Origin of the sequence: Dietzia sp. oral taxon 368, assembly GCF_002999155.1 — a bacterium.
In the GTDB taxonomy this organism is placed as follows: Bacteria; Actinomycetota; Actinomycetes; order Mycobacteriales; family Mycobacteriaceae; genus Dietzia; species Dietzia cinnamea.
This window is the reverse complement of sequence record NZ_CP027238.1, coordinates 2,841,040-2,863,368: the sequence shown is the minus strand read 5'-3', so window position 1 is coordinate 2,863,368 and position 22,329 is coordinate 2,841,040. Positions and strand designations below refer to the sequence as shown.

Genomic DNA, 22,329 nt, shown 5'->3' with positions numbered 1-22,329 from the left:
CGCGCGGGTGGAGCGGCCCGCAACCGGTCCACCGCGGGGCTCGGCTACCCGGGCCACCCGCGCGGGTAGGTTGGGAGCGATGAGCGAGCTCGTGCCGACCGGCGTCGCCGTCGCCCCGGTCGTCGTGGTCCTGGCACTGTTGGCTCTCCGGGTCCCCTCGCTAGTGGCGGGAACCGCGGGCCTCGTCGCCGCCCTGGCGGGGGCGGTCACCGTCTTCCGGCCCGACGACGACGAGGTCGCCACCGCGGCCGCCCAGCTGGGGCCGACGGTGCTCGAGGTCGCACTGATCCTCCTCGGCGGCGTCCTGTTGGCCACGGCCCTGTCGGCCACCGGGAGCAGGGACCACATCGCCGGGTGGCTGGAGCGGATCGGTTCGGGCGGTGACGGGGTGCCCGCGATCCTGCTGCTGGTGTTCGGTCTCACGCCGTTCATGGAGTCGGTCACCGGCTTCGGGCTGGGCGTGGTCATCACCGCGCCGCTGCTCGTGCGGATGGGTCTACCACCTGTGAAGGCGGTCGTCGTGGGCCTGCTCGGGCTGGTCCTGGTCCCGTGGGGCTCACTGGGCCCGGGCACCCTCGTCGCCGCCGAGCTCGGAGGCCTGGGCGTCGACGCCCTGGGATACTGGTCCGCCCTGCTCAGCCTCCCGGTCTTCGTCGTGAGCATGATGACCGTCCTCGTCGTCGTCACCGGCCGGCCCCCTGCGACCACCGGGTCGCCGGGCGCCCCACGGTGGCCCGCCCTCACCCGACCGCCCGCGCGCCACGTCGCGCTGGGCGCGGCCGTCGTGGTCACCCAGTGGGCCGTCCTCGTCGCGTCCAACGCGACGGTTGGCGTCGCGCCGTCGGGCATCATCGCCTCCGCGGCCGTGATCGCCCTCCTGCTGGCGGTCGCACGCGTGCGTCACGGCGCGCTGCCCGCGGTGAACGACGGCCTGGTGCGCGCGCTGGCCCCTTTCGCCGTCCTGCTCGCGGGGATCCTCGGCACCTCCGCAGCGCTCGCGCTCGCCGGCGCCCCGGCCGGCGCGGGGTGGCTCACCTCCCCAGCCCTGTGGGTGCTCGTCGCCGCCCTCGTCGCGCTGCGTGTGTACACCACACCCGGCTCGGGCATCGCGCGCCTGCTCCGGACGGCGATGGCGACGTGGGTCCCCGTGGCGGGCAACGCCATCGTGTACATGGCCATCGGCATCGTCATGGCGACCGCGGGCATGGCCGCCCACCTCGCCGGGCTCGCGACCGGGCTCGGCACGGCGTCACTGGCCCTCACCCCCGCGATCGGGGCGCTCGGCGGGTACCTCACCGGCACCAACACCGGCGCCGCCGCCATGTTCTCCGCGGCCACCACCTCGGCCTCGACCGCCCTCGGGGCCGACGGACTCGTCGCGCTCGCGGGCCAGAACGTCGGGGGCTCCTTCGCGATCATCGTCTCTCCCCCTCGCGTCGCGCTCGCCGTCGGCGTCGTCCTGGCCGGCCGCACCCGGCTCCCCGCCCGCGCCACCCGCACTCTGGCCACCGCCGTGGTCACGGCGACGATCGTGCTCTCCGCGGTGGTCGCCGTCCTGACGTAGTGTTCGTGGGAAGAGACCCGGATGGCCGCGACACGAGAGGCAGTGAGTTCCACCATGAACCATGTGACCGAGACCGCCGACCGCATTCTCGACAAGGCCAAGGAGTCCAAGCACGGTCGCCACGCCGAGCTCCTCGTCCACGAGGGTCCGCTGCGTCAGGCGCTCCTCGCGCTCACCGAGGGCACCGAGCTGGAGGAGCACAACTCTCCCCCGGCCGCGAGCCTGTACCTGCTCCAGGGCGCTGTCCGCGTGACCGGTGACGGCACCACCGACATCGCGGCCGGGGAGCTGCACACGCTCACCCACCACCGGCACTCCGTCACCGCGCTCGCCGACTCCGTGTTCCTGCTGACGACGGTCACCAGCATCCCGGGTCAGGGAAGTTACGACACCGAACCCGTCGACTGACGGACGCGCGCGGCGGATACTGGCAGGCGTGCGCACGCGACACGTCTCCACGGTCATCCGCCGCCCGCCCGAGCAGGTGTACGCCTACGCCCGCGACCCCGCCAACCTCGGCGCCTGGGCCGCCGGGCTGGCGTCGGGCAGGATCGAGCCCGACGATGAGTCCGGCGCCGAGGGCGGCGGCGCGGACGGTGACGGGGACCGCGGCGACACGCTCGTCGTGGATTCCCCGATGGGCCGCGTGAGCGTGCGCTTCCTGCCCCGCAACGAGCTGGGCGTACTGGACCACGAGGTCACGCTCCCCGACGGGACCGTTACCTACAACCCGCTGCGGGTCGTGCCGCACCCGGACGGTGCGGAGGTGATCTTCACGCTCCGCGGGGTCGACGACGACGAGTTCGAGCAGGACGCCGCGATGGTGGCCGAGGACCTCGCGCGCCTGCGGGCCGTCTTCGAGGGCCCGCTCCCCGCCGGGGCGCCGCCGCGGAGTGACTCGGCCATCGCCGACGCGGGTATACGCCTGGCCACGCCGGCGGACGCCGGGTCGCTCGGGCGGATGCTGTACGAGTTCAACACCGGGTTCGAGTCCGCGACCCCCACCGCCGACGAGGCCGCCCGGCGGTTCGGGGACCTCCTCGCGCGCGACGACGTCCTCGCCGTCGTCGCCTCCGCCGGCGCGTCGGACGCTCCCACCGACGTCGGCTTCGCGCTGCTCACGCTGCGCCCGACGCCCTACTCGGACCACCCACTCGCGCAGCTCGAGGAGCTCTACGTCCGGCCGGACCTCCGTGGGCGCGGCGTCGGGGCCGCGATCATCACCCGGTCGTTGTTCGAGGTGGTCGCGCGACGCTGCGAGGAGATGCTGATCAACGTCGACGCCGACGACCTGGGCGCACGGCGCTTCTACGAACGCCACGGGTTCACCGACCGCGATCCGGATAGCGGATCGGGGATGCGCTGCTACCTGCGACAGTTGTAGAGCGGCGCCCGGGTTGGACGGCCGCCGGCCCTCTACGGCCGTACTGTCAACGACTGGGACACGGTGCCGACGGGGCCGTCCTCGTCGTGGATCACGCTCGCGGTCAGCCCCAGGCCGCCGGGTCCGAAGGTGACGCGGGTGTCGAAGCCCAGCCACTCCCCCGCAGGTGAGCGCACGAGGTGGGCGGTGAGGTCGATGTTGGGGAAGGTGACGACGGCCGGGTCCGCGCGGATCGCCATCCCGTTGGCGATGTCGACGAGGGCCGTCATCCGCGCGAGCGTGCTGACCTCTTCCGCCGCGAGCAGAGGGACGTCGGTGCGCACCCAGTACCGGGCCCGGCCCGGCCCACTCGAGTCCCGCCGCACCCGGGCGGAGGCGAGGTACCCGCCGCCCCACACGGAGGTGGGATCCCACGGCTCCATCTCCTCCGGCGGCGGCAGGGGGTCGAAGGCGTCGCCGGCGATCGCCGCGGTGTCGCGCGGCTGCTGCAGCCACGCGCGCAATCGGATGCCCGTGCGGTCGCCGTGTAAGTAGGTCGCCTCCACGAGTTCGATCGTGCGTCCGGGTCGGATCACCTCCACCCCGACGTCCACCGCGTCCATCGGCACCACGCCCAGCAGCTCGTACGTGAGGCGGGAGATGACCATCGGATCGTCGCGCCGTCCGGCCAGGTCGAGCTCGACGGCATGGACGAGCAGTCCCAGTGCGGGGCCGATGTGCTGCGTGGACTCGTCCCAGGCGCCGCTCACATGATCGGTGGGCCGGAAGCTCCCCGGTCCGAGCCTCTCGAAGTACGCCATCCCCGTCCTCCAGTCGGTGAGTGGTGATTAACTGGGGAGCGTACACACAGCAGTGGGAGGCAGCATGACGGACGAGAAGTTCGACCAGTTCACCACCCCGATCGACGACCGGTACCTCGAGGACTACACCGAGGGTCACCGGTACCGCTTCGGCGAGGAGTCGGTCGACGCCGGGGAGATCATGGAGTTCGCCCGGCGCTACGACCCGCAGAGCATCCACACCGACCCGGACGCCGCGGCCGCCGGCCCGTTCGGCGGACTCATCGCGAGCGGCTGGCAGACCGCCGCGCTCATGATGCGTCTCTTCGCGGACAACTACCTCACCAGCGTGGCGAGCCTCGCCTCGCCCGGGATCGACGAGCTGCGGTGGGTGCGGCCCCTGCGCCCCGGCGACCGGCTGACCCTGCTGTGCGAGACCACGGGGGTCCGCCCGTCACGCACCAAGCCGGACCGCGGGGTGCTGACGACCGACGTGACCCTGATCAACCAGGACGGCGACCCGGTCCTCACCGCGACCGCGATGAACATGGTGGCCCGCCGGCCCTGACCCGCCCGGTGGTCCGGCGACCTCGCCCCCCGGTCGCCGCCGACGCCGCCCCGGTCGCCGCCGGCGGCGACCGCTAGAGCCGCGGGGTGAGGTGGAAGATCGGCAGCGTCCGCGTGGTGCGGCGGGCGTAGATCTCGTAGTTCGGCCACACCCGCACCGCGGCGGCCCACGCCGACGCCCGCTCGTCGTCGGGCAGCTCGCGCACGTCCACGACGAGCCGCGCGCCGTAGACCGAGATCTCGACCTCCCTCTCTCCGGCCGCGCGCAGATTGTGGACCCAGGCCGGGGTCATCTGACCGCCCCAGTTGGAGCCGACCACCACGAGGCCGTTGTTCCAGGAGGCACACAGCAGGGGCGTGCTGCGCGGCTCCCCGCTCCTGCGCCCGGGCACGTGGAGGGTGAGGGTGGGCAGCGCGGCCAGCCGGAGAAGCGGGACGCGACCCCGCGAGACCCGGCTCAGCCACCGGTCCAGCGTGACGACGAGGTGGGAGTTCTCGCGCGTCGCGTCCTGCCGACCGAACCAGATCGCGAGCGGGGTGAGGAGGTTTCCCATGCCGATGACCTTAGGTCGTGACCCGCCCGTCGCGGTGCGAGACCGCGCCCTCCGCGGTGGCCAGCACCTGCACCGACTCGGTCCATCCCGCGCGCAGCCCCGCCTCGAGCACTGCGAGGTGGAACGCCCACATCCGTCGGTAGACGGCGTCGAAGCCCAGTGCGGCGGCGTCCCTGCCGCGCTGCGCGAAGGTCTCGGACCAGAGGCGGACCGTCTCCGCGTGGTGGGCGGTCGTCTCGACCCGCCCTCGCAGTGTCAGCCTCGGCGCCCGCTCGATCGCGCCGACCAGCTCGGACCAGGCGACCGGGGGCCCCGCCTCGGAGACGTACCTCGACTCCCACGCCGCGAGCTCCACCACGGCGGGGGTCGGACGGCCCGGCGCGACAGTCGTGTGGACCACGAGCCGCCCGCCCGGACCGAGGAGCCGGTCGGCCACGCCGATCACCTCGTCGTGCCCGGCGCGGCCGGCGGTCGCGCCGGGGTCCGCCGCGACGACGGCGTCGACCATCCCGGCGGCGTCGGACGGGGCCCCGAGGAACAGGGAGATCTCCTCGTCCAGCCCCGCCGCGGCGAACCTCGACCCCAGCGCCGACAACCTCTCGGTGGACGCCGTCATGGTGCGCACGTGGGCCCCGCGCTCCGCGGCGCGCATGGGCAGCTCGCCCCACCCGGGCGTCGCCACGAGCACGTGGGAGCCGTCCTCCACCCCCGCCAGCGTCAGCATCGTGTCGGCCGACCGACGCTGGGCATCCCCCAGGTCGCCCCGCCGGGGGGCCGGGGACGGCGCCTCCAGGTGGACCACGTCGGTCCCGTCCTGCAGTCGGGACCGGGTCCGGGCACCGGACGCGAATACGGCGCCCGAGGTCGACATCGTCTCGTCCGTGTACAGAGAGGTCAGCGCGCCGGGTACGGAGTCCTCCAGCTCCACCGTGACGGGGCCGCCCCGCCGCCGCCCACCGCCGACGGAGCCGCGGCCCTCACGCCCGTACGCCCGCTCCCCCGGGTGGGCGCAGTCGGCGTTCGCGGCGATCCACGGGGCCAGCGTCGTGATGGCGGCACACAGGTCGGGCGTGGTCCAGTCTCCGGCCATGAACGACTCGCCGAGCCCGACCACGCCGCCCTCCGCCAGGCGCGCCCAGAAGTGCTCCGGCTCGCGCAGCACCACTCGGACCGGGGCGTCGTACTCCCCCGCCGCCGACGCGTCGGGGTAGTCGATCCGCAGCCCGAGCTCGCGCGCCGACCGGCGCAGCGCCTGGGCGATGAGAACCGGCGGCTGGCCCGGTACCCCGGACGGCGGAGCGAGCGCGGGCCAGCGCTCGAGGTCGACGACCTGGGGTTCGACTCTGACCACCGGTGTCCCTCCTTGTGGGGCTCGCGTCACAGGGACGTTACCGCCGCCCGGCCGTCCCCCGGCTCAGGCGCGGCGGCGACCCTCCGGCTCAGCAGCGGCGGGGGCCCGCGCACCCGCGCGCCGCGCCTCTACGTGTGCACGGCGTCGGGCGGCGCACTATCCTGGGGACTCGTGCCCGGCGGTAGTTGCGCGGGCCCCAGACCGACGAGGCCAACGAGCCCCTCACCCAGACCAGCCTCATCAGGAGCCGCCATGACCGAGCCCGCAACCGACCAGGTCACCGCCACCGCACCGGCCGGCCGCCGGCACCGCGTCGTCATCATCGGCTCCGGCTTCGGCGGTCTGTTCGCCGCCCAGCAGCTCGAGAAGGCCGACGTCGACGTGACGTTGGTCGCCAGGACGGGCCACCACCTGTTCCAGCCGCTGCTCTACCAGGTGGCCACCGGCATCCTCTCGGTGGGCGAGATCGCCCCGCCGACCCGCCTCATCCTGCGGGACCAGAAGAACGCCACGGTTCTCCTCGGTGACGTGGACACGATCGACGTGGCGGCCAAGAAGCTCCACGCCTCGGCCGGCCACATCGACTTCGATCTCGAGTACGACAGCCTCGTCGTCGCCGCGGGCGCCAATCAGTCCTACTTCGGTAACGACCACTTCGAGCGCTGGGCGCCCGGCATGAAGACGGTCGACGACGCGCTCGAGCTGCGCAGCCGTATTCTCGGCTGCTTCGAGCAGGCCGAGGTGATCGACGACGAGGAGGAGCGCCGTCGCCTGCTGACCTTCGTGATCGTCGGCGCCGGCCCCACCGGTGTGGAGATGGCCGGCCAGGTCGCCGAGCTCGCCCAGCACACCCTCCGGAACAGCTTCCGCCGTATCGACCCGGCCTCCGCCCGCGTCATCCTCCTCGACGCCGCGCCCGCGGTGCTGCCGCCGTTCGGCAACAACCTCGGCAACGCCGCGCGGGCCCGCCTGGAGAAGATGGGCGTCGAGATCCAGCTCAACGCGATGGTCACCAACGTCGACTACCAGGGCATCGAGGTCAAGGATCCGGACGGCTCCGTCCGTCGCATCGACGCCTCGTGCAAGATCTGGTCCGCCGGCGTCAAGGCCAGCCCCCTGGGCAAGCAGCTCGCCGACCAGACGGACGCCGAGATCGACCGCGCCGGACGCGTGCTGGTCAACAAAGACCTCTCACTGCCGGGCCACCCGGAGATCTTCGTGGTGGGCGACATGATGAGCCTGGACAACCTGCCCGGTGTCGCGCAGGTCGCCATCCAGGGTGGCAAGTACGCGGCCAAGCAGATCATCGCCGAGGTCGAGAAGGGCCGGACCCCGGCCGAGCGGAAGCCGTTCAAGTACTTCGACAAGGGCTCCATGGCCACGGTGTCGCGCTACAGCGCGGTGGTGAAGATGGGCCCGATCGAGATCTCAGGCTTCATCGCCTGGGTCATGTGGCTCGTCGTGCACCTCGCCTACCTGATCGGTTTCAAGAACCGCATCACGACGATGTTCTCGTGGGGGATGCACATGGGCGGCGATCACCGCTCGCAGCTGACCTCCACGAAGCAGTGGGTCTACGCGCGCCAGGCCCTCGAGCGGGTGGCCGCCGACGACGCCGCCCAGCGGTCCGCTGATCGGTCGCGGGAGGAACAGTCCGCATCCGCCTCGGTCGACTGAGAACCGCTCGACTCGGGCCCGTCGACTGAGGGCCCGGCTACCGGGGTCGACGACGAGGAACGCGCCCGGCGGGCAGGTTGCCGTCGGGCGCGTCGCCGTCTCGCAGCCGGTCCCCGGCGCGGCCGGTTACTGTAGGTTCGCCAGCCGCACCTGACCCACCGCCGCGGTACGTCCGTGGTCATCGGCGATCTCGACCCGCCAGAGCTGTTGGGACCGGCCGCGGTGCACGGGGGTCCCGGTCGCCGTGAGGGTGCCCTCGGTGACGGCGCGGAGGAAGTCGGTCGAGTTGTTCACCCCGACGACCTTGCCCTCGCCCCCGAGCCACACCGCGCCGGCCACGCTGGCGACCTCTTCGACGATCGCGCAGTAGACCCCGCCGTGGACGATGCCGTACGGCTGGTGGAGGTGCGGCTTCACCTCTACTGTCACGACCACCTTGTCGGGAGTGACCTCGGTGTACTCGATCCCGATGTTGCCGCCGAAGCCGATGCCGGAATGGGCGCGGATCCGCTCGAGCACTTCACTGTCAGCGGTGTCGGACATCTGACCTCATCTCCCCGGCCCGGCCGGTCCGGACCACCGGGGTCGAACGTTACCCGGGCCGTACTCGTGCGGGATCACTCACGCCTCCCGGGTCAGCGGACGGAGCGCCACCCCCGGTCGCGCACGGGGATGGGCCCCGAGCCCGGGGTGCGCGGGAGCCGGCTACGCCGGCGGACGGCCAATCCGGAATCGTGAAGGGCCTGGAGCACCATCTGTCCGCGCCGGTATCCGGTCTCCGGGCTGGTGTCGGCGAACGTCGGCACGATCGTCGCGGCCCCCAGGACACATTCACCGGCCATCGACCAGAGCGTGTCGACACTGCAGTTGCTCACCTCGGCGAGGCCCTCGAACACCGCCGTCAGGGTCGAGCGGGACCGGCAGGCGAGCCACTGCGCGAGCGCCTGCTCGCACGGGAGGACAACGGTGCCGGGTGATCCCGCGGCGGGGTCGTCCGGCAGCACCCGGAGGGTGGTGTCGCGGACGCCGGCCCAGTCGAGGCCCCCCTCGATGTCTGTCCGCACGGCCATGTTCTCGGCGCCGGTGTCCCAGACGCGGCCGATGGTGACGAAGCTGGCGACCGCGCGACCGAGGACACCGTGGGTGAAGGCCTCCGCGACCAGGTACGTCGAGAAGCGGATGTCTCCGGATTCGGTGAAGTGGTCGCGGAACATCTGCTCCACACGGCCACTGTCCACGGCCCGCTCGAGCGGCACCCACCGGCGCCGCGACTGCGTCCCCAGGTCCGCGATCGAGTAGAACTTCGGATAGCCGGCCCGGAGGCCACCGAGCACCTCGACCGTGTCGTCGAACAGCGTGCGTGTCCCCGCCAACTGCGTGGGCAGCAATGAGCCGGTCATGTCTGGTCTTTCCCCTCGTAGAGTCCCCGAACCGGGTCCGGCGCGCCTCCGCGGAGACGTCCGGACCACGGCGATCCGTCCCCCGAATCGTTGTGGTCCAGGTCATCTGGCCCGACCATAAGTGTTACAACACATCGCCGGTTGTTACCAAGAATTTTTCCGCCGATCGACGAATCCTTGCACTCAGTGCACGTCTGACCTATCAACCACTTCGCTGCCGCCACCCCGCCTCCGGCCCGGCCGATAGCTCGCATCGATGCAGGTCCGCTCGCTTCGCGGGCGTCGACTACGCTGAGGCCCATGAGTACTGAACGCGAGGACGCGCAGCCCGCCGCCGGCACTGTCGGCACCGCCGACATCGGAGTGACCGGCCTCGCCGTGATGGGCTCGAACATCGCCCGCAACTTCGCCCGGCACGGGTATACGGTGGCGGTCCACAACCGCTCTGCGGGAAAGACCGACGCCCTGCTCTCGGAGCACGGCGAGGACGGTGACTTCGTCCGCACCGAGACGATCGCCGAGTTCGCGGCCGCGCTGTGCTCGCCGCGGCGCGCACTCGTGATGGTGCAGGCGGGCGCGCCCACCGACGCGGTGATCGACGCGCTCGCCGACGCGTTCGACGAGGGCGACATCATCATCGACGGCGGCAACTCCCTCTACACGGACACCATCCGTCGCGAGAAGGCCATGGCCGAGCGTGGCATCCGGTTCATCGGTGCGGGCATCTCGGGCGGCGAGGAAGGCGCCCTGGAGGGGCCGTCCATCATGCCGGGCGGGCCCGCGTCCAGCTACGAGGTCGTCGGACCCATGCTCGAGGACATCTCGGCGAAGGTCGACGGCACGCCGTGCTGCACCCATGTCGGCGAGGACGGCTCGGGCCACTTCGTCAAGATGGTGCACAACGGCATCGAGTACTCGGACATGCAGCTGATCGGCGAGGCCTATCACCTCCTGCGCGGCGTGGCGGGCATCGAGCCGGCGGCCATGGCCGACGTCTTCCGTGAGTGGAACACCGGCGAGCTCGACTCGTACCTCATCGAGATCACGGCGGAGGTGCTCGCGCAGGTCGATGCCGAGACCGGCGCACCGCTGGTCGACGTGATCGTCGACCGCGCCGGCCAGAAGGGCACCGGTCGGTGGACCGTCAAGTCCGCCCTCGATCTGGGCGTCCCGGTCACGGGCATCGCCGAGGCCGTCTTCGCCCGCGCGCTGTCGAGCTCCGTCCCCCAGCGGGAGGCCGGGCGCACCCTGCCCGCCGGCTCGGTGTCGACCCCCGCGCAGACCGGTCCCGAGTTCGTCGAGGACGTCCGCCGGGCGCTCTACGCGTCCAAGGTCATCGCCTACGCGCAGGGGTTCGACCAGATCACGGCGGCGAGCGCGGAGTACGGATGGGACGTCGCCCGTGGCGATCTCGCCACCATCTGGCGCGGCGGCTGCATCATCCGCGCCACGTTCCTCGACCGGATCCGTGAGGCGTACGCCGCCGACCCGTCGCTGCCCTCCCTGCTCGCGGCGCCGTACTTCGCCGAGGCACTGGCGGACTGTGTGGACAGCTGGCGTCGCGTCGTCGCGACCGCGGTCACCGCTGGCATCCCCGCGCCGGGCTTCTCGGCCGCACTCGCGTACTACGACGGCCTGCGCACCGAACGTCTGCCCGCCGCGTTGATCCAGGGTCAGCGCGACTTCTTCGGCGCGCATACCTATCAGCGCACCGACCGTGAGGGTAGCTTCCACACTCTGTGGAGCGGCGATCGTTCGGAGGTCCGGGTCTGAGCGGTTCGCAGCCCGGTGCTCTGGGCCGGCTCCTCGAAGACCTCGGGGTGTCGGTCCCGATCAGGCATGCCGTGTCCGCGCTCGTCGCGGGTGAGCCGACACCGGTGCAGGCGGCCGCGCTCGCCGACGCCGTCGGCGGCGAGAGCCTGCTCGCGGTGGCACCGACCGGCTCCGGCAAGACGCTGGTGTTCGCGATCGGGGTGGTCCACCGCCTCGCGGGGTCACCGAGCCTGCCGGGTCGGCCCCGGGCGGTCGTGGTGGCACCCACCCGCGAACTCGCGGAGCAGAGCGCCGAGGTCCTCGCGGAGGTGGGGGCGGGCGCCGGGTTGCGGGTGGCCTCGTTCGTCGGCGGCCAGCCGATCAAGCGGGATCGTCGCGCGCTCATCGCCCCGGTCGACGTGGCCGTGGGCACGCCGGGTCGCCTCGCCGACCTGGTCCGGTCCCGGGCCGTGTCGTTCGCCGACGCGCGGGTCATGGTGCTCGACGAGGCCGACCACCTCCTGGGGCCCTCGTTCGTCGACCAGACGGAGTCGCTCCTCGCCACCTGCACCGGTGCGGGGCTCCTGGCGACCACGGCCACCGCCGACGCCGACGTCGAGGCACGCCTGCGCGAGGCGCGTCCCGGCCTCCGGGTCCACCGCGTCGAGCGCGCGCCGGCGTCGGTACAGCAGGAACCCGGGCCCGGAGGGTCGCCGGCGGCCGACACCGCGGCCGGGGAGACCGCGACGGGGACGACGACGACAACGGGCGCGCCACGTCAGCTGGTCATCCTCTCCACCCCGGATCCTGACGGCGTGGCGGTCGCGCTGGCGGCCCGCTGCACGCGCGGGCTCTTCTTCGTCCCTCGCCGGGATGCCGTCGACGCGCTGCGTGCCGCCATCGCGGACACCGGCGTCCGCGTGGCCGGCGTGAAGGGGTCGGACTCCCCCACCCGGCGCTCTTCCGCGTTCTCCGAGCTGGCCTCGGGTGCCGTCCGCGTCCTGGTGGCGACGGACCTCGCGGGCCGGGGGCTCGACATCGTCGACGTCGGCCATGTGGTCCACGTTGGACCGCCGCACTCGATGGACGACCTCGTCCATCGTTCGGGGCGCACCGGTCGCGGCGTCGCGCGGGCCGGCGTGGTCGCCGCCGTCCTCAGGCCCTCCCAGGTGGACCGCGTCGCCGATCAGGCGCGGGCGTCGGGGATGTCGGTGGAGACGGTCGATGCCTCCCGGCCGGGCGCCGAAGAGACGATCACGCGGGTGTTCGGCCCCGAGCTCGCGACACCGGCCGTCCGGAAGGCTCCGTCCCCGCCGGCGCGGTCGCGGCGGCCGTCCGAACCCCGGCGGCCCGCGCGGTCGCGCGTCCACCGCCCCAAGCGGAAGAAGCGGTCGTGATGTCCGACGTGCGGCCACCCGACCCGGTGGTGCTCCCGGAGGAGCTCTGGAGGCACCGCGAGGAACGCCACCACGCGTGGGTCGACCATCTGACGGCCGAGCACCTGGAACGCCGGCGCCGCGGGGAGCCGCACCCCGTCGTCGACTTCCTTTTCACCTACTACCGCACGAGCGTCGCCACGGTGCGTCGCTGGCATCCTGGGCCCGGCGTGTTGTTGGAGAACGCGCACCGGTCGGAACGCCGCGAGTGGCGGCACTACCGCCGCGACATGATCGCCGGCCGGGACGGACTCGTCGTGGACGCCGACTCGGTCTGGCGTCGCTGCGGCGACCGGGTCTCCCGCGCCCGTGCGGTGGTCTCGGCCACGGCGGGACGCCGCGGGGCCACGGGGTGCTTCGGCCTGCACGAGTGGGCGATGCTCTATCGTTCCGGCCGCGACGGCGTGCGCCACGGGCAGGTTCCCCTGCGACTGACCCACGAGCGGGTCGACGAGGTCGTCCGAAGCTCGCATCTGCAGTGCACGCACTTCGATGCGTTCCGCTTCTTCACCGACGCCGCAGTTCCTCTCAACCGCGAGCCGCTCACGCGAGACGGGCAGGTCCTCGACGAGCAGCCGGCGTGCCTCCACGCGGGGATGGATGTCTACGCCCACACGGCGGCCCTCGAGGCCGGCGCACCGGGTGAGCTCCTCCTCGACGCCCTGCGAGCCGCGTTCGACGCCCGCGAGGTGGACATGCGCTCGTCGCCCTACGACCTCTCGGCCTGGGGCCTGACGCCGATACCGGTGGAGACCGCCGCGGGCCGCGCCGAGTTCGTCGCCTTCCAGAAGCAGTGGATCGCGCGCACTCAGGGGCTCCGTTCACGGTTCCTGGCCGCGGTCGACCGTGTCGAGCGGATCGGGGCACGTGTCCCCGCCGGCGCACGGTGACCGGTCGTCACACGGGGGTCGCGCCGAACTCCTGCGCGGCCACGCCGGCGACGACACGGCCGAATTCGGCGTAGGCGTCCGCCCCCGCGGTCGCGGTCCGGAGCACGAGACCGATCGTCCGACCGGGCACCGGATCCGCGAACCGCGCCACGGCGATTCCGGGATCGCGCGTCTCCGGACCGACCGCGGACTCGGGCACGATCGTCACTCCCAATCCTCCGGCGACGCACCGCACCGCGGTGGTGAGGGACGCGGCGCGGGATTCACCCCGCCCGAGCACCGGCGCGGAGACCCGGCGGCACAATTCGACCGTCTGCTCGCGGAGGCAGTGGCCCTCGTCGAGCATCAGCAGCGGCTGGTCGACGAGAATCTCCAGCGGCAGGCCCTCGCGTCCGGCGAGCTCGTGCGACGCCGGCACGAGCAGGGCGAACGGTTCGGTGTAGAGCGGCGTGGCGGCGACGCCCATCGCGTCGGTGGGGACCGCCATGATCGCGAGGTCGATGACGCCGCTGCGCAGCCCGTCCACCAGCCGGGACGTCTGGTCCTCCACCACCCGCGGCGTGAGGTCCGGGAACCGCTCCCCCAGCGCGGGGAGCAAGCCGGGCAGCAGGTAGGGGGCAACCGTGGGGATCACGCCTATTCGCAACGACCCGAACAGCGGCCCGTCACTGCCCGCAGCCGCATCGGCCACCGCGTCCATCGCGGTCACTGCCGCGCGCACGTACGGCAGCAGGCGGTGCCCCGCGGGCGTGACGAGGACGGACCGCGTACTGCGCTCGACCAGGTGCAGACCCAGTCCGTCCTCGAGCGTCGCCAGAGCCTGGGACAGGGAGGGTTGACTCATGCCGAGCCCCTCGGCGGCGCTGCGGAAGTGCAGGCGCTCCGCCACGGCGAGGAAGACCCGCAGCTGCATGAGGCTCGGAACGAACCGCTGATCAGCCATACCGATCAGTGTACGGCCATCGATAACCGGAAGTCGACGATTATTCGACCATTCCTATGAGTGATCTACGTCTCATCAGCTTTACCTCTCACAGGGAGTGGGGCATAGTCGGGCATGGCCGTCCGACTAACGCCAAACCCTCAGGAGGATCACATGGCTCTTCTCACCATCGGCGATCAGTTCCCCGACTTCGAACTCACCGCACTGAAGGGTGGTGACCTCAAGGAGGTCAACGCGCAGCAGCCCGAGGATTACTTCGAGACGATCACCAACCAGTCCTACGAGGGCAAGTGGCGCGTGATCTTCTTCTACCCGAAGGACTTCACCTTCGTCTGCCCCACCGAGATCGCCGCCTTCGGCAAGCTCGACGAGGAGTTCCAGGACCGCGACACCCAGATCCTGGGCGGTTCGATCGACAACGAGTTCGCGCACTTCAACTGGCGCGCGACCAATGACGAGCTGAAGACCGTGCCGTTCCCGCTCCTGTCGGACATCAAGCACGAGCTGATCCGCGCGCTCGGTGTGGAGAACGCCGACGGTGTCGCCGATCGCGCGACCTTCATCGTCGATCCGGACAACGTCATCCAGTTCGTCTCGGTGACCCCGGACGCCGTCGGCCGCAACGTGGACGAGGTCCTGCGTGTGCTGGACGCCCTGCAGTCGTCCGAGGTCTGCGCCTGCAACTGGCAGAAGAACGATCCCACCAAGAACATCAACAAGATGGACATGCTGCAGGAGGGCATCAAGTGAGCATCGAGAACCTGAAGTCCGGACTCCCCGAGTTCGCCAAGGATCTCAAGCTGAACCTCGGCTCGCTGGCGCGGTCCACCGAGCTGAACGAGCAGCAGCTCTGGGGCACGTTCCTCGCGACCGCCGCGGCGACCCGGTCAGCGACCGTCCTGTCGGAAATCGCCGACGAGGCCCGCCAGCACCTGTCGGACGAGGCGTTCGACGCCGCGCTCGGCGCCGCCTCGATCATGGCCATGAACAATGTGGCCTACCGCGCCAAGGAGTTCCTGGGCGACGACTACACCCAGGTCCGCATGGGCCTGCGGATGAACATCATCGCCAACCCCGGCGTGGAGAAGGCCGACTTCGAGCTGTGGTCGATGGCCGTGTCCACCATCAACGGCTGTGAGAACTGCACCGCCGCCCACGATGACGTCATCCGCAAGGAGGGCGTCACCAAGGAGCAGGCGTGGGAGGCCGTGAAGATCGCCGGCACCATCGCCGGTGTCGCACAGGCCGTGGAGATCGACGCCAACATCTGACGCCCACCTCTCCGGTGACCATCGGGCCCCGCTGACGCTCGTCAGCGGGGCCCGATGCGTTTCCGCCGAATGCCTCATGGTCCGCGAGTTGGACCTCGTACTCGCGCCGCTGCGCAACTAGGTTCGGTACGAGCGCCGCGGAACGAACCCGCGGCACCGGATGATGGAGACGGCAATGACTACCGGAGGCACCCCACCGGGGGACGGGTACCCGAACGACCCCTACCGTTCTGGACCGGACCAGAACCAGGACCCCTACGGCGACCGGGGCTACGGCCAGCAGCCCTACCCGGGCCACGGAGGCTACGAGCCGTACCCCGGGCAGGGATACGGACAGCCGGGCTACGGACAGCAGGGATTCGGACAGCAGGGATTCGGCCAGCCGGCCTACGGACAGGAGCCCTACGGCGATCCGGTGTACGGCGGCTACGGCCAGCCGGGGCCGGGCGGAGCCCCGGCCCCGGTCGGCCGGGTATCCCCGACCGGCGCGGTCGCCGCCGGCTGGCAGATGTTCAAGAACAACCCGGTCCCCTGGCTGCTCATCACACTGGCCAGCGGTGTCGTCAGCGGGATCGTCAGTGCGTTCTCCACGGACGAGTCCGGGGCCGTGATGTTCATCGCCCAGCTTCTCTCGTTCGTGGTGGGCCTGCTGTTCCAGGCGTTCATCATCCGCGGCGCGCTCCTCGAGGTCGACGGCCACAGGCCGTCGTTCGGCGACTTCTTCAAGCTGCACAATTTCGGGTGGTTCGTGGTCGCCGCGATCCTCGTGGGCATCGCCACCTTCGTGGGTGTCTTCCTTCTCATCGTGGGCGCGTTCATCGTCGCGTTCTTCCTCTACTGGACGCAGTACTTCGTCGTCGACCGCAACATGACGGCCACCGACGCCATCGTGTCGAGCTTCCGTGCCGTCAAGTCCGATGCGGGCAACCTGCTCGCCCTGGCGCTGCTCAACGTCCTCATCGTCATCGCGGGCGCCCTGGCGCTGCTGGTCGGCCTACTTGTGGCCATCCCGCTCACCACGCTCGCGTCGGTGTACGCCTACCGGGTGATCACCGGCCCGAGCGAGTTCTCAAGCACCGCGACCGCCGCCGCCTGATCCACCGCTGCCCGATACACCGCCGTCCGACCCACGGCGACGGAGGCGAGGTGCCCCGGAGAGAACGACGCCCCGACGGCCGAGTGGCGGTCGGGGCGTCGTCATTCACGGGGCGGTGTCAGTCACGAGGCGGTGTCAGTCACGGGGCGGTGGCAGTCCGGCGAGGTGGCAGTCCGCGCGGCGTCACCCCCCGGGCGCGGCATCCCCCGGCGACCGCTCGGGGGCGGCGCTTTCCGCGTCCTTCTCGTGGGCCATCGCGCGACGGACCGCCCACACGGTTCCGAGGAGCGCGATCAGCGCCAGTGGCCAGCCCATCCCGATACGCGCGGCACCCAACCAGTTGACCTCGTCGTTGAGGTACAGGACGTACTGCAGGATCGCCCGGATGGCGAACAGCGCGGCCCAGAAGCCCGTCGCCACGGTGTACCACCGGCGGGCGGGCGGGATCCGACGCCAGGCCATCCCCTTGCCGTCGAGGAAACCCCAGATCACCCCGACGAGAGGCCACCGGGCGAGCGCCGACAGCGCGAACGCCGACCCGTACACGGCCTGGGTGATGATGCCGTACAGGAAATACCCCTTGGCGTCTCCTGTCCGCCAGGCGATGAAGACACAGATGGCCACGCCGATGAACCCGGAGATCGCCGGCTGTGGGTTGTCCCGGCGACCCAAGGACCAGGCGAGCATGGCGACCGCGACGCCGAGGGCGCCCCAGATCGCGGCCGTCAGGCCCCAGAACCCGTTGACGGGGACGAACGTGAGGACGGGAATCGAAGAGAAGACGAGCCCGCGGACACCGCCCATCTGCTCGAGCACCGATGCGTCGGGATCCCCGAACGTGGTCTTCCGGCCCCCCGCCGACGACGGTCGGGCGTCAGCGCCGGTGTCAGGCTCCCCCGCCGCCTGCTCAGGCTCTGTCACGCGATTCCTCCACTGTGCTGCACGGCTGCCCGTCGAGCAGCTCGTAGCGGGGGTTGTACATGATCCTGTGACCGTCGCGGACGCCGACCCGGCCCGTCACTCGGATGAACCGACCGGTGTCGATCCCGGGGATCGTTCGCCGCCCGAGCCAGCAGACCTCGATCGCGCCGGTCCCGTCGAACACCTCGGCGGTCATCCCGAGGAAATCCGATCCGCCGCACGAGAGCACGGTCCGGATGCGCCCGGTCAACGTCACGCGGTCTCCTCGAGCGACATCCGCGACGTGGGTGCACCCCGTCCGCTGCACGCGCACGGCGAGGTCCGCCGCGTCGAGGGCCTCGACGGGGTCGGTGAGTCGGGCGGTCAGGTCACGCAAAACCCTGGGGAAAGGCATGGTCAGATCTCCATCGGCCGACCGGATCCGGTCACAGGTCGTCGTCCCCGCGGCGGAGCCGGTCCATCGCGCTTCCGTCCCTGCGGGGCGTCGCGCTGCCCCCGGTCGATGACGCGGCATCTCCGCCCGTCGACGGGACGGCCTGTCCGCGGCCCTGCGGAGCCGTGGCGGCGCCGGCGGACGGTGCGGTCGCCTGCGGTTTCTCCGGCGCCGCCTGCGCCCCCGCCGGTGCCGCCTGGCCGGCCCGCCCCTGCTGGCCGGCCGCCATCTGCTGCTGGTACGCCTGCGCCTGTTGCTGCGCGGCCTGCTGGGACCGCGCCTGGGTGAGCGCCTGCTGGATCTCGTCCGGGATGGTCAGTGGGAGCTGCTCCCGCACGGGCATCGGCCCGTCACCGCGGTTGATGAGGAGGTGCCGGAACACCTCCCGCCCCTCCTCCGCCGCCTGGTCCGCGAGCTCAGGCGTGGCCATGACCCGGACCTCGGCGGTCCACCGGTTGCCGTCGACCCCGATGGCGCGGAAGACCGCCCCGGGCAGCACGGCGACGAGTTCGCGCCCCCAGGGACCGTCAACCACCGAGACATCGGCGCCCTGCTGTTCGAGCTGCTCACGCATCCCCGCCACCATCGTGCGCCACTGTCCTGCCGACTTCGGGGCGGCGAACGCCCGCGGGATGACACGTGAGACCTGGGTGACGACGTGGAACTCGGGCTGGCCGGCCGGGTCGAGGGCCACGTTCAGATCGCGGCCCTGCGGCACTCCGATGACGAGCGACCCCAGGTCGATATGGCCGTAGCCGAGGGCCGTGTAGTACGCGCGCACGTCTGGAACGGACGAGCGGTCGTGCGGCCCCGTCGACGAGGGTGCCTGCGACTCCGCCTCGGTGGACGCGGCGGCGTCGCGGGCCCCGGTCACCGGCTTCTTTCGTCCGAACATGGTGGAAATCCTCTCGGAGTGCGACCCGGCCCCGGACGGGACCGTCGCGGACGACGCTACCCAACGGCGTCGCCGCCGGTCAGGTCAGGCGCGATGGTGGTCTGTCTCCCCGGGTGTGAGGGCGGTGGTGGTCTGTCTCCCCGGGCGTGAGGGCGGCCGGTCAGCTCAGGCGGTGGTGGCCCCCGGTCGAGCCGTGGCCGCCGTCCCCGCGGTCGGTCTCGTCGAGATCATCGACCTCCACGACGTCCCACAACTCGACCCGCTGGACGAGGAGCTGTGCGATCCGGTCACCGCGCGCGATACGGACGGGTTCGGCCGGATCGAGGTTGATGAGGTTCACCTTGATCTCCCCCCGGTATCCCGCGTCGACGGTCCCGGGTGCGTTGACGATGGACAGTCCCGCCCGTGCCGCCAGGCCGGACCGTGGGTGCACGAGGCCCACGTACCCGACGGGCAACGCGATGGCGACTCCCGTCGGCATGAGGACACGGTGTCCGGGTGTCAGGTCGCAGTCCTCCGCGGCGTGGAGATCGATCCCGGCGTCCGCCGCGTGCGCCCGGACAGGCAGCGGGAGTCCACTGTCCAGCCGTCGTATCCGGAGCACCTCGCCGGTACCGCTCACCCCGGCCGATCCGCTCACCATGCCGCCGCCCTCCTGCCGGGCGTCGCCCGGTTGCTCGATAGTCTTGATGTCGTGTCCGACGAAGATCTCCGCCCCCCACCCGATCGCGCGCCGCGCCCCGTCCACTCCGAGACGCTGCGGGTCCCGGTGTGGTGGTGGCTCCTGCTCGCCGCGGTCACCGTCGTGGCGGTCGTCCTGGCCTTCACGGCCGGCGCACGCTGGTGGATGTGGCTACTCGTCATCGTGGTCCCCGCCCTGCTCGCCTGGCTGTTCGTCTCGCTCGGCCGCGAGAGGATCGAGGTCGAATCCGACGGTCAGGGCGGAGGGACACTGTACGCGGGCCGCGCGCGCCTGCCGTTCGACGCGATCGCCCGCAGCGCGGTCGTTCCCGCGACGGCGAAGCAGGCGGCGATGGGACGGCAGCTGGACCCGGAGGCGTTCGTCGTCCACCGCGGGTACATCCCGACCATGGTGATCGTGGTCCTCGACGACCCTCTGGACCCCACGCCGTACTGGCTCATCAGCACGCGCGACCCCGAGGGGCTCGCGGCGGCGCTGCCGGACAACCACTACAGCTGACCGGCGGCGCCGCCGCGCGCGGTGCTCAGCCCGCGCAGTCCACGCAGATGGCCATGCCGTCGCGCTCCTCGGCGAAGCGGCTGCGGTGGTGCACCAGGAAGCACTCGCCGCACGTGAACTCGTTGTCTTGCTCCGGCACAACCCGCACCGTGAGCTCCTCGCCGGACAGGTCGGCACCCGGCAGTTCGTAGGACTCGGCGGTGTCCGTCTCGTCGACGTCGACCTCGCCGGTGGCTCCCTCCGCGCGCCGTGCCTTGAGCTCCTCCAGCGAATCGCCGGTGAGCTCGTCTGCCTCGGTGCGGCGGGGAGCGTCGTAGTCGGTTGCCATGAGTCTCTTTTCTGGGTCTGTGTGGGGGGTGCCCGATTCGGCGGTGGACCGACCGGCGCACGCATAGTAACGGAATCTCCCGCCTTTTTCATCCAGCGGTCACGTCCGTGTTCCGGGCGGGATCGCCTGCGCCCGACGTTTACAGTGGAGGGCCGGGTCCCATCGGGGCTCGCAGCCCGTTCACCTGCAGGAAAGGCCCTCATGGTCGTCCATCTCAGCACCCAGGCGACACCGAGCCCGACCCCCGCGCGGGGGTTGACCCGCCTGCGCTCGCCCTACGTCCTGTTCCTGGTCGTGGTGCTCGTCCTCGGTGCGCTCGTCTGGGCCGCGGCACTGCGCGGAGACGACGCCGCCACCCAGGCCGTCGCCTGCCCGCTCCCGCCGGCGGCCGAGGAGGCGGGCCTCGAGGAGGAGTCCGTGGACGCCCTCGATCAGGTCGCGCCGGCGCTGCTCGCCGACACCCGCATCCGGGTGCTCAACGCCAACGGCCAGAGCGGGCAGGCCGGTGCCGTCGCCGCCGAGCTGGCCGAGCGCGGATTCCAACCGGCGGGCTCGGACGCGATCGGCAACGACCCGGTCTACGGGCAGGCCCTCGAGTGCCACGGTCAGATCCGCTACGGCGAGGCGGGCCGGGCCGCCGCCCGCTCGCTCTCCCTCGCCGCGCCGTGCATGCAGCTGGTGACCGACGGCCGCACCGACGGCACCGTCGACCTGGCGCTCGGCACGACGTTCTCCCGCCTGTCCGATTCCACCGCCGCCGTCGGCGCGCTCGACGAGCTCAAAGTGGGTCGCCAGCCCATCTCCTCCGAGCTCGACGCCGCGCGCGCCGTCAGCTGCTGAGCCGTCCGGTCGCGCCCGCGAGCGCGGAGAGGAACTCCGCCGACACGCCGGGCGTGGCGCCGGTGGTGGGCACGGCGTCGTCCTCCGACACCGCCACCACCGCCCCGGCCTCGGCCGCGATCAGCGCGCCCGCCGCGTGGTCCCAGTATTTGAGCCCGCGCTCGTAGTAGGCGTCCAGCCGGCCGGTGGCCAACATGCACAGATCCAACGCCGCGGACCCGCACCGGCGGATGTCACGGACCCGCGGGAGCAACTCGGCCACCACGCGGCCTTGCTCCGCCCGGATCCCCGCGTCGTAGGCGAACCCGGTTCCGACCAGGGCGAGCGACAGGTCCGCGCAGTCCGACACGCGCAGCGCCGTCGTGGTGCCGTCCGCCTCCCTCAGGGCCGCGCCCCGGCCCGAGCCCCCGCTCCAGGTCTCCCGCGTGACGATGTTGTGGACCGCCCCCGCGACCACGACGCCGTCCACCTCGGCGGCCACCGACACCGCCGTGAACGGGATCCCGTACAGCAGGTTGACCGTCCCGTCGACGGGGTCGACGACCCACCGGACCCGCGGCTCGCGCGCACCGGCGAAGTCCCCGTCCACCGGATCACCCGCCGGCTCGCCGCTTGGCCCACCCGCCGGCGCGCCCGGTGGATCACCTGGAGCCTCGTCCGTGACCTCCCCGCCCTCCCCGCCCTCCTCGCCGAGGACCGTGTCGCCCGGGCGGGCGGCCGCGATCTCCCGCCGCAGGTGCTCCTCCACCGAGGTGTCGATGACGGTCACCGGATCGGTCTCCGACGACTTGGACCGCGAGCCCAGCCCCTGCGAGCCCGGCCCCCGCGAATCGAACTCGGCCAGCATCCGCCGGGCCACGTCACCGCCCGACACCGCCAACCTCTCGGCCAGCTCCCGTAACCCGTCGACGAACCCCGGGCCGGTCCGGCCGGCCGCCTCTGCTGCTCCGCTGGACGTCATGTGCCCCTCCTCCTCGTCGTCGTCGTACCGTCCGGGGCCCGCACGCGGACCCGCCGGACGGGCGCGGCGGTGAACCCGCCCCGGGG

The 22,329-nt window shown here is 71.9% G+C and carries 25 protein-coding genes; 13 read left to right on the top strand and 12 right to left on the bottom strand.

Annotation, left to right across the window (positions count from 1 at the left end):
• Positions 1-79: 79 nt before the first annotated feature.
• From C3V38_RS13385 to C3V38_RS18355, 3 genes are read left to right on the top strand one after another with little or no spacing between them, the layout of a single operon-like run.
• Entirely contained in the window at positions 80-1,564 is a 1,485-nt protein-coding gene (locus C3V38_RS13385; protein WP_106385985.1) for an L-lactate permease, read from the top strand.
• Between the two features lie 54 nt (positions 1,565-1,618).
• Positions 1,619-1,972: a hypothetical protein gene (locus C3V38_RS13380; protein WP_061229553.1), complete on the top strand. Its 354-nt coding sequence runs from the start codon at positions 1,619-1,621 to the stop codon at positions 1,970-1,972.
• A gap of 28 nt (positions 1,973-2,000) precedes the next feature.
• Entirely contained in the window at positions 2,001-2,948 is a 948-nt protein-coding gene (locus tag C3V38_RS18355) for a GNAT family N-acetyltransferase (RefSeq protein WP_106385984.1), read from the top strand.
• Positions 2,949-2,980: 32 nt separating this feature from the next.
• Here the strand turns inward: C3V38_RS18355 and C3V38_RS13370 are convergent, their stop codons facing one another.
• Positions 2,981-3,748 carry a thioesterase family protein gene (locus C3V38_RS13370; protein WP_106385983.1) on the bottom strand — a complete coding sequence of 256 codons (768 nt, stop codon included), beginning with the start codon at positions 3,746-3,748 and terminating at the stop codon, positions 2,981-2,983.
• A 64-nt stretch (positions 3,749-3,812) separates the two neighbouring features.
• Between C3V38_RS13370 and C3V38_RS13365 the strand changes: the two genes are divergently transcribed.
• Entirely contained in the window at positions 3,813-4,295 is a 483-nt protein-coding gene (locus C3V38_RS13365; RefSeq protein ID WP_070723000.1) for a MaoC family dehydratase, read from the top strand.
• A gap of 73 nt (positions 4,296-4,368) precedes the next feature.
• On the opposite strand, the gene C3V38_RS13360 is transcribed toward C3V38_RS13365, so the two are convergent.
• On the bottom strand, positions 4,369-4,848 hold the full coding sequence (locus C3V38_RS13360) for a nitroreductase family deazaflavin-dependent oxidoreductase (RefSeq protein WP_106385982.1): 480 nt from the start codon (positions 4,846-4,848) through the stop codon (positions 4,369-4,371).
• 10 nt (positions 4,849-4,858) lie between these two features.
• Entirely contained in the window at positions 4,859-6,199 is a 1,341-nt protein-coding gene (locus C3V38_RS13355) for a class I SAM-dependent methyltransferase (protein WP_106385981.1), read from the bottom strand.
• 252 nt (positions 6,200-6,451) lie between these two features.
• Here C3V38_RS13355 and C3V38_RS13350 point away from each other — a divergent pair, with 252 nt between their 5' ends.
• Entirely contained in the window at positions 6,452-7,876 is a 1,425-nt protein-coding gene (locus tag C3V38_RS13350) for an NAD(P)/FAD-dependent oxidoreductase (protein WP_106385980.1), read from the top strand.
• 126 nt (positions 7,877-8,002) lie between these two features.
• Here C3V38_RS13350 and C3V38_RS13345 read toward each other — a convergent pair whose 3' ends face one another.
• Positions 8,003-8,419 (bottom strand): PaaI family thioesterase, encoded by a 417-nt coding sequence (locus C3V38_RS13345; protein WP_070720341.1) that lies wholly within the window; start codon positions 8,417-8,419, stop codon positions 8,003-8,005.
• Between the two features lie 92 nt (positions 8,420-8,511).
• Entirely contained in the window at positions 8,512-9,276 is a 765-nt protein-coding gene (locus tag C3V38_RS13340; RefSeq protein ID WP_070720339.1) for a hypothetical protein, read from the bottom strand.
• A gap of 300 nt (positions 9,277-9,576) precedes the next feature.
• On the opposite strand from C3V38_RS13340, the gene gndA reads away from it, so the two are divergent.
• The 3 genes from gndA to C3V38_RS13325 all read left to right on the top strand — a co-directional run bounded on the left by gndA (position 9,577) and on the right by C3V38_RS13325 (position 13,354).
• Positions 9,577-11,049, top strand: coding sequence for an NADP-dependent phosphogluconate dehydrogenase (gene gndA / locus C3V38_RS13335; RefSeq protein ID WP_106385979.1), 1,473 nt, complete (start codon positions 9,577-9,579; stop codon positions 11,047-11,049).
• Positions 11,050-11,120: 71 nt separating this feature from the next.
• Positions 11,121-12,425 (top strand): DEAD/DEAH box helicase, encoded by a 1,305-nt coding sequence (locus C3V38_RS13330; RefSeq protein WP_254425992.1) that lies wholly within the window; start codon positions 11,121-11,123, stop codon positions 12,423-12,425.
• On the top strand, positions 12,425-13,354 hold the full coding sequence (locus C3V38_RS13325) for a hypothetical protein (RefSeq protein WP_106385977.1): 930 nt from the start codon (positions 12,425-12,427) through the stop codon (positions 13,352-13,354). Before C3V38_RS13330 ends, C3V38_RS13325 begins: the two co-directional genes overlap by 1 nt.
• A gap of 7 nt (positions 13,355-13,361) precedes the next feature.
• Here C3V38_RS13325 and C3V38_RS13320 read toward each other — a convergent pair whose 3' ends face one another.
• Positions 13,362-14,297, bottom strand: coding sequence for a hydrogen peroxide-inducible genes activator (locus tag C3V38_RS13320; RefSeq protein WP_061229542.1), 936 nt, complete (start codon positions 14,295-14,297; stop codon positions 13,362-13,364).
• A 153-nt stretch (positions 14,298-14,450) separates the two neighbouring features.
• Between C3V38_RS13320 and C3V38_RS13315 the strand changes: the two genes are divergently transcribed.
• The 3 genes from C3V38_RS13315 to C3V38_RS13305 all read left to right on the top strand — a co-directional run bounded on the left by C3V38_RS13315 (position 14,451) and on the right by C3V38_RS13305 (position 16,664).
• Positions 14,451-15,047, top strand: a complete 597-nt coding sequence (locus C3V38_RS13315) for a peroxiredoxin (RefSeq protein ID WP_061229543.1) — start codon at positions 14,451-14,453, stop codon at positions 15,045-15,047.
• Positions 15,044-15,568: a carboxymuconolactone decarboxylase family protein gene (locus C3V38_RS13310; protein WP_061229544.1), complete on the top strand. Its 525-nt coding sequence runs from the start codon at positions 15,044-15,046 to the stop codon at positions 15,566-15,568. Before C3V38_RS13315 ends, C3V38_RS13310 begins: the two co-directional genes overlap by 4 nt.
• A gap of 175 nt (positions 15,569-15,743) precedes the next feature.
• On the top strand, positions 15,744-16,664 hold the full coding sequence (locus tag C3V38_RS13305) for a hypothetical protein (RefSeq protein ID WP_254426173.1): 921 nt from the start codon (positions 15,744-15,746) through the stop codon (positions 16,662-16,664).
• 183 nt (positions 16,665-16,847) lie between these two features.
• Here C3V38_RS13305 and C3V38_RS13300 read toward each other — a convergent pair whose 3' ends face one another.
• The 4 genes from C3V38_RS13300 to dut all read right to left on the bottom strand — a co-directional run bounded on the left by C3V38_RS13300 (position 16,848) and on the right by dut (position 19,556).
• Positions 16,848-17,585, bottom strand: coding sequence for a DUF3159 domain-containing protein (locus tag C3V38_RS13300; protein ID WP_061229545.1), 738 nt, complete (start codon positions 17,583-17,585; stop codon positions 16,848-16,850).
• Entirely contained in the window at positions 17,572-17,979 is a 408-nt protein-coding gene (locus C3V38_RS13295; protein WP_061229546.1) for an OB-fold nucleic acid binding domain-containing protein, read from the bottom strand. Before C3V38_RS13295 ends, C3V38_RS13300 begins: the two co-directional genes overlap by 14 nt.
• Positions 17,980-18,010: 31 nt before the next feature.
• Positions 18,011-18,913, bottom strand: coding sequence for a DUF3710 domain-containing protein (locus C3V38_RS13290; RefSeq protein WP_061229547.1), 903 nt, complete (start codon positions 18,911-18,913; stop codon positions 18,011-18,013).
• Between the two features lie 160 nt (positions 18,914-19,073).
• Entirely contained in the window at positions 19,074-19,556 is a 483-nt protein-coding gene (gene dut, locus C3V38_RS13285) for a dUTP diphosphatase (RefSeq protein WP_061229548.1), read from the bottom strand.
• Between the two features lie 51 nt (positions 19,557-19,607).
• On the opposite strand from dut, the gene C3V38_RS13280 reads away from it, so the two are divergent.
• A complete protein-coding gene (locus C3V38_RS13280; protein ID WP_061229549.1) occupies positions 19,608-20,114 on the top strand; it encodes a DUF3093 domain-containing protein in 507 nt (168 codons plus the stop codon).
• 25 nt (positions 20,115-20,139) lie between these two features.
• Here the strand turns inward: C3V38_RS13280 and C3V38_RS13275 are convergent, their stop codons facing one another.
• Positions 20,140-20,442 (bottom strand): DUF4193 domain-containing protein, encoded by a 303-nt coding sequence (locus C3V38_RS13275; protein ID WP_007628750.1) that lies wholly within the window; start codon positions 20,440-20,442, stop codon positions 20,140-20,142.
• Between the two features lie 201 nt (positions 20,443-20,643).
• Here C3V38_RS13275 and cei point away from each other — a divergent pair, with 201 nt between their 5' ends.
• Complete coding sequence (gene cei / locus C3V38_RS13270; protein WP_070723117.1) at positions 20,644-21,282, top strand: envelope integrity protein Cei; 639 nt, start codon at positions 20,644-20,646, stop codon at positions 21,280-21,282.
• Here the strand turns inward: cei and C3V38_RS13265 are convergent.
• Positions 21,272-22,243: an inositol monophosphatase family protein gene (locus tag C3V38_RS13265; protein ID WP_106385976.1), complete on the bottom strand. Its 972-nt coding sequence runs from the start codon at positions 22,241-22,243 to the stop codon at positions 21,272-21,274. The genes cei and C3V38_RS13265 overlap by 11 nt on opposite strands.
• Positions 22,244-22,329: the final 86 nt, after the last annotated feature.

Bases quoted from the DNA above. Each gene is read 5' to 3' on its own strand.
- C3V38_RS13265 (WP_106385976.1), bottom strand. From the start codon at position 22,243: ATGACGTCCAGCGGAGCAGCAGAGGCGGCCGGCCGGACCGGCCCGGGG.
- C3V38_RS13380 (WP_061229553.1), top strand. From the start codon at position 1,619: ATGAACCATGTGACCGAGACCGCCGACCGCATTCTCGACAAGGCCAAG.
- C3V38_RS13345 (WP_070720341.1), bottom strand. From the start codon at position 8,419: ATGTCCGACACCGCTGACAGTGAAGTGCTCGAGCGGATCCGCGCCCAT.
- cei (WP_070723117.1), top strand. From the start codon at position 20,644: ATGGTCGTCCATCTCAGCACCCAGGCGACACCGAGCCCGACCCCCGCG.
- gndA (WP_106385979.1), top strand. From the start codon at position 9,577: ATGAGTACTGAACGCGAGGACGCGCAGCCCGCCGCCGGCACTGTCGGC.
- C3V38_RS13340 (WP_070720339.1), bottom strand. From the start codon at position 9,276: ATGACCGGCTCATTGCTGCCCACGCAGTTGGCGGGGACACGCACGCTG.
- C3V38_RS13290 (WP_061229547.1), bottom strand. From the start codon at position 18,913: ATGTTCGGACGAAAGAAGCCGGTGACCGGGGCCCGCGACGCCGCCGCG.
- C3V38_RS13275 (WP_007628750.1), bottom strand. From the start codon at position 20,442: ATGGCAACCGACTACGACGCTCCCCGCCGCACCGAGGCAGACGAGCTC.
- C3V38_RS13365 (WP_070723000.1), top strand. From the start codon at position 3,813: ATGACGGACGAGAAGTTCGACCAGTTCACCACCCCGATCGACGACCGG.
- C3V38_RS13315 (WP_061229543.1), top strand. From the start codon at position 14,451: ATGGCTCTTCTCACCATCGGCGATCAGTTCCCCGACTTCGAACTCACC.
- C3V38_RS13295 (WP_061229546.1), bottom strand. From the start codon at position 17,979: ATGCCTTTCCCCAGGGTTTTGCGTGACCTGACCGCCCGACTCACCGAC.
- C3V38_RS13305 (WP_254426173.1), top strand. From the start codon at position 15,744: ATGACTACCGGAGGCACCCCACCGGGGGACGGGTACCCGAACGACCCC.
- dut (WP_061229548.1), bottom strand. From the start codon at position 19,556: ATGGTGAGCGGATCGGCCGGGGTGAGCGGTACCGGCGAGGTGCTCCGG.
- C3V38_RS13320 (WP_061229542.1), bottom strand. From the start codon at position 14,297: ATGGCTGATCAGCGGTTCGTTCCGAGCCTCATGCAGCTGCGGGTCTTC.
- C3V38_RS13360 (WP_106385982.1), bottom strand. From the start codon at position 4,848: ATGGGAAACCTCCTCACCCCGCTCGCGATCTGGTTCGGTCGGCAGGAC.
- C3V38_RS13370 (WP_106385983.1), bottom strand. From the start codon at position 3,748: ATGGCGTACTTCGAGAGGCTCGGACCGGGGAGCTTCCGGCCCACCGAT.
- C3V38_RS13350 (WP_106385980.1), top strand. From the start codon at position 6,452: ATGACCGAGCCCGCAACCGACCAGGTCACCGCCACCGCACCGGCCGGC.
- C3V38_RS13385 (WP_106385985.1), top strand. From the start codon at position 80: ATGAGCGAGCTCGTGCCGACCGGCGTCGCCGTCGCCCCGGTCGTCGTG.
- C3V38_RS13325 (WP_106385977.1), top strand. From the start codon at position 12,425: ATGTCCGACGTGCGGCCACCCGACCCGGTGGTGCTCCCGGAGGAGCTC.